At 54.2% G+C, this 7,791-nt stretch carries 7 protein-coding genes; 3 read left to right on the forward strand and 4 right to left on the reverse strand.

Annotation, left to right across the window (positions count from 1 at the left end; translation table 11 throughout):
* Positions 1-78 precede the first annotated feature (78 nt).
* Together AC4FIC_RS09890 and zapE are read right to left on the reverse strand one after the other, a co-directional pair.
* Positions 79-1,155: a glycosyltransferase family 4 protein gene (locus tag AC4FIC_RS09890; RefSeq protein WP_100257753.1), complete on the reverse strand. Its 1,077-nt coding sequence runs from the start codon at positions 1,153-1,155 to the stop codon at positions 79-81.
* 4 nt (positions 1,156-1,159) lie between these two features.
* Positions 1,160-2,263 carry a cell division protein ZapE gene (gene zapE, locus AC4FIC_RS09895; protein ID WP_100257754.1) on the reverse strand — a complete coding sequence of 368 codons (1,104 nt, stop codon included), beginning with the start codon at positions 2,261-2,263 and terminating at the stop codon, positions 1,160-1,162.
* 158 nt (positions 2,264-2,421) lie between these two features.
* On the opposite strand from zapE, the gene AC4FIC_RS09900 reads away from it, so the two are divergent.
* The 3 genes from AC4FIC_RS09900 to cysN all read left to right on the forward strand — a co-directional run bounded on the left by AC4FIC_RS09900 (position 2,422) and on the right by cysN (position 5,555).
* Positions 2,422-2,880 (forward strand): Z-ring associated ZapG family protein, encoded by a 459-nt coding sequence (locus tag AC4FIC_RS09900; RefSeq protein WP_100257755.1) that lies wholly within the window; start codon positions 2,422-2,424, stop codon positions 2,878-2,880.
* Between the two features lie 124 nt (positions 2,881-3,004).
* Positions 3,005-3,913 (forward strand): sulfate adenylyltransferase subunit CysD, encoded by a 909-nt coding sequence (cysD, locus tag AC4FIC_RS09905; RefSeq protein WP_100258770.1) that lies wholly within the window; start codon positions 3,005-3,007, stop codon positions 3,911-3,913.
* Positions 3,914-3,932: 19 nt separating this feature from the next.
* Entirely contained in the window at positions 3,933-5,555 is a 1,623-nt protein-coding gene (gene cysN, locus AC4FIC_RS09910) for a sulfate adenylyltransferase subunit CysN (RefSeq protein WP_100257756.1), read from the forward strand.
* 66 nt (positions 5,556-5,621) lie between these two features.
* Here cysN and AC4FIC_RS09915 read toward each other — a convergent pair whose 3' ends face one another.
* On the reverse strand, positions 5,622-6,371 hold the full coding sequence (locus tag AC4FIC_RS09915) for a Nif3-like dinuclear metal center hexameric protein (protein WP_100257757.1): 750 nt from the start codon (positions 6,369-6,371) through the stop codon (positions 5,622-5,624).
* Between the two features lie 64 nt (positions 6,372-6,435).
* Positions 6,436-7,791, reverse strand: a 1,356-nt coding sequence (gene malZ / locus AC4FIC_RS09920; protein ID WP_476194969.1) for a maltodextrin glucosidase, incomplete at its 5' end; no start/stop codon positions are given.

Genomic DNA, 7,791 nt, shown 5'->3' on the forward strand with positions numbered 1-7,791 from the left:
GACCTGGATTCCTTCAAACCCTGTACCTCGACAGCGGGGCGCATTATAGGCACAGGGATTTTAGAGTCAACAACTATTTCAACGAGGGTCCCAAAGTTGTTGATAAACTCGCGCAAGGCCCTCTATTTCATTGGCTAAACTGAATTGCGCACGCACGCGCCGCCGCCCGGCTTGTTGATAGGCCTGGAGTTTGCCCGGCTCCGCTAAGATCTTTGTTAACGCCAGGGTTAATGCCGGGCCATCACCGCAGTCGACCAACTCACCCGTTTCGCCCGGCAGCACCATATCTTCATAGGCGCCGGTACGAGAGGCGACGATAGCAGTGCCCGACACCATGGCTTCAATCGGTACCAGGCCAAAGCCTTCATATAATGCCGGCGCACAAACAACCTCGAGACTGGCATAGAGGTCCGGCATCTGTTCATAGGGCAGCTCGTCGATAAAGAAGAATTGCCCCGTTAGGCCAGCAGCGTCGATTTGCTGCTGCAGGTTTTTTTTAAAAGATTGATACTTGGCGGTGGTCTTACCCACTATGACCGCACAACGCTCGGGATGCTTTGCCAGGGTAGCGATCATCGCGCTCACAAAGAGATCAGTGCCCTTCTCCGGCCGCACCCGACCCACGATGCCGATGCGCTGAGCAAAGGCCAACCAGGGTGCCGCAGCCAATGCACTGGCCTGACCGGATTCGAAGCGTTTTATATCCACGCCATGGGGCACGATGGCCACGACCGGTGCAACCCAGTCGGCGCTGCGCTGACTGACCGCGACGATGGCATCCATCCGTTTAATCAGTTGCCGGGGATACCAGCTGTGGCGTCGAATGGCTGCGCTGGTAAAGACTAACTTCACCTTGCAGCGAAACAGATCCCGCGCCAACAGGGCCCAGAACATCTCGTTATTACGGCGCACGTGCCAGATCCGAAAAGCGCGACCGGTCACCGGTTGCCGTAACAGTCGCAACAGACTGAACAGGGATTCGGTATGAAAGCCCGAATAGGGCATGGTAAAGATCAGCGCCATCTTAAAGCGCTGCGCTAATGCCGGCACCAGTGCCCGCACCGTGGCACTGACGCCCGAAATACGATGATGGATATCCGATACCACCAATTCAATATCTGAGTTCGCTGCGCCATCTCGCTTCGAATGAGTCATAGGGTTAGGCCTTATGTGCTGCTTCTAAGTACTCTTCGGATTGCATTTCCAGCAAGCGACTCACGGTGCGTTGGAATTCAAAACCCAGCTTACCCTGCAAATATAGGTTTTCCACCGGTGCCTCGGCGGTAAGCAGCAGCTTGACGTTCCGGTCGTAGAACTCATCGACCATACTGATAAAGCGCCGCGCTGAATCATCATTCTTACCGTTAAACAGCGGCACATCACTCACCAGCACCGCGTGAAAGCAATGGGCTATTTCAATGTAGTCATTCTGTGACCGGGGACCTTCGCACAAGTCGGCAAAGCGGAACAGGGCGACATCGTCGTTGAGCCGACGGACTTTTATTGCGCGGCCTAGGACGTCCAATGAACTATTGGCCTCGACCTGTTCAGCATCCGGTGCCAAGCGATGAAAACTGGCCATCAGATTATCTTCGGCCGCCTGATCCAAGGGTGAATGAAATATTTCGACCTGTTTAAGAGTGCGCAGACGGTAGTCGGTGCCGCCGTCGACATTCAAGATTCGGGTATTGGCCTTGAGCAATTCGATGGCCGGTAGAAACAGGCTGCGCTGCAGGCCTTCTTGATAGAGCAGGTCTGGCACGATATTCGAGGTAGCGATCAGCGTAACCCCTTCCTCAAATAGGGTACCCAGGAGATTGGCCAAGATCATGGCGTCGCCGATATCGCTGACAAAGAACTCATCAAAACACAGCACTCGTGCCGATTGCGCAAATTCTCGGGCGACGATTTGCAGTGGGTTGGCCTTTCCTTTGTGAATATTGAGCTGTTGATGCACCAAGCGCATGAAATGGTGGAAATGTAGGCGTTTCTTTTCTGGAAACGGCAGCGCGTCAAAAAAGGTGTCCATCAAATAGGTTTTACCCCGACCCACGCCGCCCCAAAAATAGATTCCAGCTACCTTTTCAGGGCGTTTACCCAAGTGACTCATCAGGCGATTGAGGGGTCTACTTTCCTTCGCCGCGCGTATAATTAATTGTTCAAAAACCTCTTGCAGGGCTTTAACTGCGGCCTCTTGCGAGCTATCGCGAGTAAAATCGTCGCGTGCTAAGTCTTTTTGATAGCGTGCCCAAGGTGTCGTCATTTATGAATCCCGGTGATAATAGTCGCGAATTGTAACGCCAACTGGCGCACAATCAATGAACCGGGGGCACAAATGTTTAAGCTCAGACATTATGGCTTGGCGTGGTCAAGACGCTATACTATGCACAGACCTCGGATTAACACCTACTGGAGAACATAATGCTGCAACTACAATGGACCACGTTTGCTGCGGCCATATTAGCCGCTCTAATAATTGGCGGGCTACTCGGTCGGCTATTTTTGCGCAAAGACGGCCAAGATCGCTCCGGTCTGCGCCGTCAACTCGACGAGTTAAAACAGCAACACCAGTCCTATCAGATTGACGTGACGGAACACTTCAGTCGCACCAGCAATCTGATCGAGGAGATGAACTCAAACTATGCCCGCATCCAGGACCATCTGAATACCGGTGCAGAGCAGTTTGTTCGACCGGAGTACCGAATCGAGTCGGCGCGCAGCAATGAGGCGTCGCTAGAAGACTTGGCGCCGTTAAAAGTAGAAATTGAAGAATCTATGGGTCCACGTGACTACGCGCCCAAGGATCCAGCGCAAGAAGGCATGTTGTCGGAGACCTACGGCCTGAAACGCGATGAATTGCTGCCGGAAGAGAGTAAGTAACGCCCAGACTTACTGGAACAGAGATTTCGCATAGCCATATAACAAAATGCTCTTATAAGAGTAATTCAAATAACCAAAAGCTTTGCTATCATTCGCTCACTGATTTTCTATCCGTGAGTGAATGATGACCCTGCAAAACTTTACCCACCTGAAACAACTGGAAGCCGAAAGCATCCATATAATGCGTGAGGTTGTCGCCGAATTCGATAATCCGGTGATGCTCTATTCCGTCGGCAAAGACTCTGCGGTCATGCTGCATCTGGCGCTGAAGGCTTTCTATCCGGGCAAATTGCCGTTCAAACTGCTGCACGTCGATACCGACTGGAAATTCAAGGAAATGATTGAATTCCGTGACCAGGTAGCCAAGAAATATGACTTCGAGCTGATCGTCCATAAAAACCAAGAGGGTTTGGACCAGGGTATTGGCCCCTTCAGTCATGGCAGTGCCAAACACACAGATATCATGAAGACCCAGGGCCTCAAGCAAGCGCTCGACAAGTATGGCTTCGATGCCGCGTTCGGCGGGGCTCGACGCGATGAGGAGAAGTCCCGCGCAAAGGAACGGGTCTATTCGTTCCGCGATCCCAATCATCGCTGGGACCCCAAGAGCCAACGTCCGGAACTGTGGAATATCTACAATGCCCGGCTCAATCGCGGCGAGTCGATTCGGGTTTTCCCGCTGTCCAACTGGACCGAGCTGGATATTTGGCAATACATCCATCTGGAAAAAATCGACATCGTGCCGCTCTACTTTGCCAATGTCTTGCCAGTGGTCAACCGCAACGGCATGTTGATCAATGTCAATGACGAGCGCATGGAGCTGTTACCGGGTGAACAGATCGAACATCTCAAGGTACGCTTTCGTACCCTGGGCTGTTACCCGCTGACCGGCGCAGTGGAATCCACTGCAGCGACCCTGCCTGAGATTATCCAAGAGATGTTGCTGACCACCACCAGTGAACGGCAAGGGCGCGCCATCGACCACGATTCATCCGGGTCGATGGAAAAGAAAAAACAGGAAGGTTATTTCTGATTTACGGAGTAAAAATACTATGACCCACCAGTCAGATCTTATTGCGAGTGACATCGACGCTTACCTGTTAGCGCATCAAAACAAGGAACTGCTGCGCTTTTTAACCTGCGGCAGTGTCGACGATGGCAAATCAACCCTAATCGGCCGCCTGCTGCACGATTCCAAGATGATCTATGAGGATCAACTCGCGGCGATCGAACAGGACAGTCAAAAGTCCGGAACCAACGGTGAAAAGATCGATTTGGCCTTGCTGGTCGATGGCCTGCAGGCCGAGCGCGAACAGGGCATCACCATCGACGTCGCCTACCGCTATTTCTCCACCAGCAAGCGTAAGTTCATTATTGCCGACACCCCGGGCCATGAGCAGTACACCCGCAATATGGCCACCGGTGCGTCGACTTGCGATCTGGCGATCATCCTCATCGATGCTCGCTATGGGGTAATGACCCAAACTCGGCGCCACAGCTTTATTGCCCACCTATTGGGCCTAAAGCATCTTATAGTTGCCGTCAACAAGATGGATCTGGTTGACTACAGCGAGGATCGCTACAATGAGATTCAGCAGGACTACCTGACCTTGGCTGAGCAATTGAGCGTCCCCGACATTCGCTTTGTGCCGATGTCGGCGCTCGAGGGCGATAACGTGGTCAACCGCAGTACAGCCATGTCCTGGTATCAGGGTGGAACACTGATGGAGCTGTTGGAAAGCATCGAAATCGCGCGCGATGTCGAGCTGAGCCAGTTCCGCTTCCCGGTCCAGTATGTCAATCGCCCGAACTTGGATTTCCGCGGCTATGCCGGCACCATTGCAGCCGGCATCGTCAAACTCGGTGATACGTTAACCGCCTTGCCGAGTGGCCATAGCTCGACCGTGGCGAGTATCGTGACCTTTGATGGCGATATGGAACAGGCGCACGTTGGCCAGGCGGTCACCCTCACCTTGGCCGATGAAATCGACATCAGTCGGGGCGATGTGCTGGTGCGCAGTGGCGAACAACCGCTGATCGGGCAAGCTTTTAAAACCAAGCTTATTTGGATGCATGAAGCGCCCTTGGTGGTTGGCCGGCAATATTTCTTTAAGCTCGGCAATCAGCTCAGCAGTGGTTCGGTCAGCCGGATTGACTGCCAGATTGACGTCAACACCTTTGCTACCAGTCAGGTGGACCAGTTGGCGCTGAACGCCATTGCCGATGTGACCATCCAGCTCAACAAACCGGTCGTGGCCGACGCCTATGGCGCCAATCGCCATACCGGCGCCTTTATCGTGATCGATCGACTCACCAATGGCACGGTCGGGGCGGGCATGATTGAAGCATTGGCGAGCGGCGTTGAAGCCGAGCGGGTGTCGGATCGAGAGCGTGAGCTGCGCCATCAACAACGCTCGGTTACGGTGCAATTGGCCGGTGACCAACCGGCAGAACAGGCGGTTGCCCTAGAGCAACGCCTGTTCAGCTTAGGCCATACCGCTGTGGTGGTCAGCGCAGAAGATGCTCTGACCGTATGCCCCTATGTCGAGGCAGCCGGTCTGATTGCCATTGTCGCCGGTGGCGCGGCCCTGCCCTTCGGCCAGCGTTACGAAGATGCGCCGTTGAAAGATGTACTTAGCGCGTTAGCGCAGACGGGTATACTGCTAAGCCGCTAAAGCAGAGCTTGCACCGGCCGTTCGAATGGACGGCCGGTGTACTTTGGTCTGGTCGAAACCCTTAGCTTACACCGGAATCGGCAGATCGATAAATTGCACTTCTAGATCGAACTGCGCGGCCAGATGATCACCCAAGGCCATCACCCCACCCCGTTCGGTCGCATGATGTCCGGCAGCAAAATAATGCACACCACTTTCGCGCGCCAGATGCACCGTCGGTTCGCTGATTTCACCGGATACGAAGGCATCGACGCCCGCGTCTATAGCCTGCTCCAAATACCCTTGGGCCGCGCCGGTACACCAGGCGATGGTCTCAATATCGTCCATTTCATCGCCAATATGTAGCACGTCAAAGCCCAGTGTGTCGCTTAACTTGCGCCGTAAACTGCCCCCCGTCTCGGTGCCCTCGACCGAGCCATGCAGGGCGAGCGTGTCGCCCAGCTTGCCGGCAATGGTCCAGCCTAGGGTATGCGCCAACTGCACATTATTGCCAAAGCGCTCATGGGCATCGAGCGGTAGGTGATAGGCAAAGAGGCTGATGTCGTGTTCGAGCAGAGTGGCTATGCGGCTTTTTTTGATGCCGGTTAGGCATGGGTCTTCACCTTTCCAAAAATAGCCATGATGGACCAGAATAGCTTGGGCATTGTGCGCAATGGCCTCTTCTATTAGCCGCTGACTGGCGGTCACACCGGTCACCAGCCGCTCGATGGTCGGTGCACCTTCGACCTGCAGGCCATTGGGGCAATAGTCTTTGAACTGGCCAACCTGCAACAGTTGGTTGAGGTAGGCGTTTAGCTCCGATCTTAAAACAGGCATGGTCACTCCGTGAGTTGTATCTATTGCGAACACTATGGCTTATTTAGCGCAAAGACAAGCTTCGCTAGGTGCGAGCGGCAACGGAGTCGTTTGCGCTGATCTGCCGTGACCAGAGCTGGAGCGACTTGTCCGGTGCGCCCACTTGACAGTCGAGCCCAATCATCTGCAGATCGCCATCGGCGTCAACTCGCTGCCAGGGTGCATCCGAGCCGGGTAAGTTCAATTCAAACTGGAGCTCACAGGCTGCGCCTCGATTTAGTACAATTAAACACTGCTCATGATCGCTGATGCGGGCAAACACCATGGCGTCTTGCTCGGCATAGAGATCAATCAGCGCACCCGCACTGAGCGCCGTAAAGGCTTTGCGATAGCCGATCCAACGTTGGCAAAAATCGAGCAGCTCATTATCCCATTGACGTTCATCCCAGGGAAAACAGCGCCGGCAGTCCGGATCTTGAGCGCCGACCAGGCCAATTTCGGTGCCATAATAAAGACAGGGTGTGCCTATATAGGTCATTAAGAAACCGATCGCGACCTGCAGTAAGGCGCGATCGTTCTGTACCATGGTGAGGAAGCGCGGGGTATCGTGACTGTCGAGCTGATTAAATTGCAATAACTGGTGGTCGAACGATATCCGCGCCCGGGCCTCCCGCAGCCAACGGGCAAACTGGGTCGCGCTCAACTCAATCGGATGGTGAGCGATATCCAGACCGGCTAGAAACGCACGCACTGGGTGGCCGAAGCCGAAGTAATTCATTGCACAGTCTTCCTGGTCGCCCTGCAACCAGCTGCTGGCTTCGAAGAAATGCTCGCCCAAGAGCAAGGCCTCACTGTTCTCTGCCTTAATGACCGCACGCAAGGTGCGCACATAATGGGCGTTATTTTTCGCACCCGGACCTTCGCCGATCATATGGATCACGTCCATACGCCAACCATCAATATTGTAGGGCGCTTGTAGCCAGTGTCGAATTACCGAGTCGGGGCCGGTTATCATGTCGGCTTGCACATCGGCGTTGGCAAAATCGAGCGTGGGCAGGCTATGATGATTTTTCCAGCTGGCGTACTCGTTATCAACACCGAAGACATATTTGGCTCGCTGGCGCGCATCACCGGCCAGTGCCGCTTGAAACCAAGGATGCAACGCACTGGTATGGTTGATAACCGCGTCCAATACCACTCTCATCCCGCGCAAATGGATGCCCTCTATAAGCTGTTGCAGGGCGCGGTTACCGCCGAAATGCGGGTCAACATTAAAATAGTCGACCGTGTCGTATTTATGGGACGATTGGGACTCGAAGACCGGGTTGAGATAGAGCGCGGTAACGCCCAGACGCTGTTGCAGATAGTCCAGTTTGTTATAGACCCCAATCAGATCGCCGCCGAAAAACTCAAAGCCACCCGTGCGCGGATCCGGCTCGTC

This window comes from Reinekea sp., from assembly GCF_982785585.1.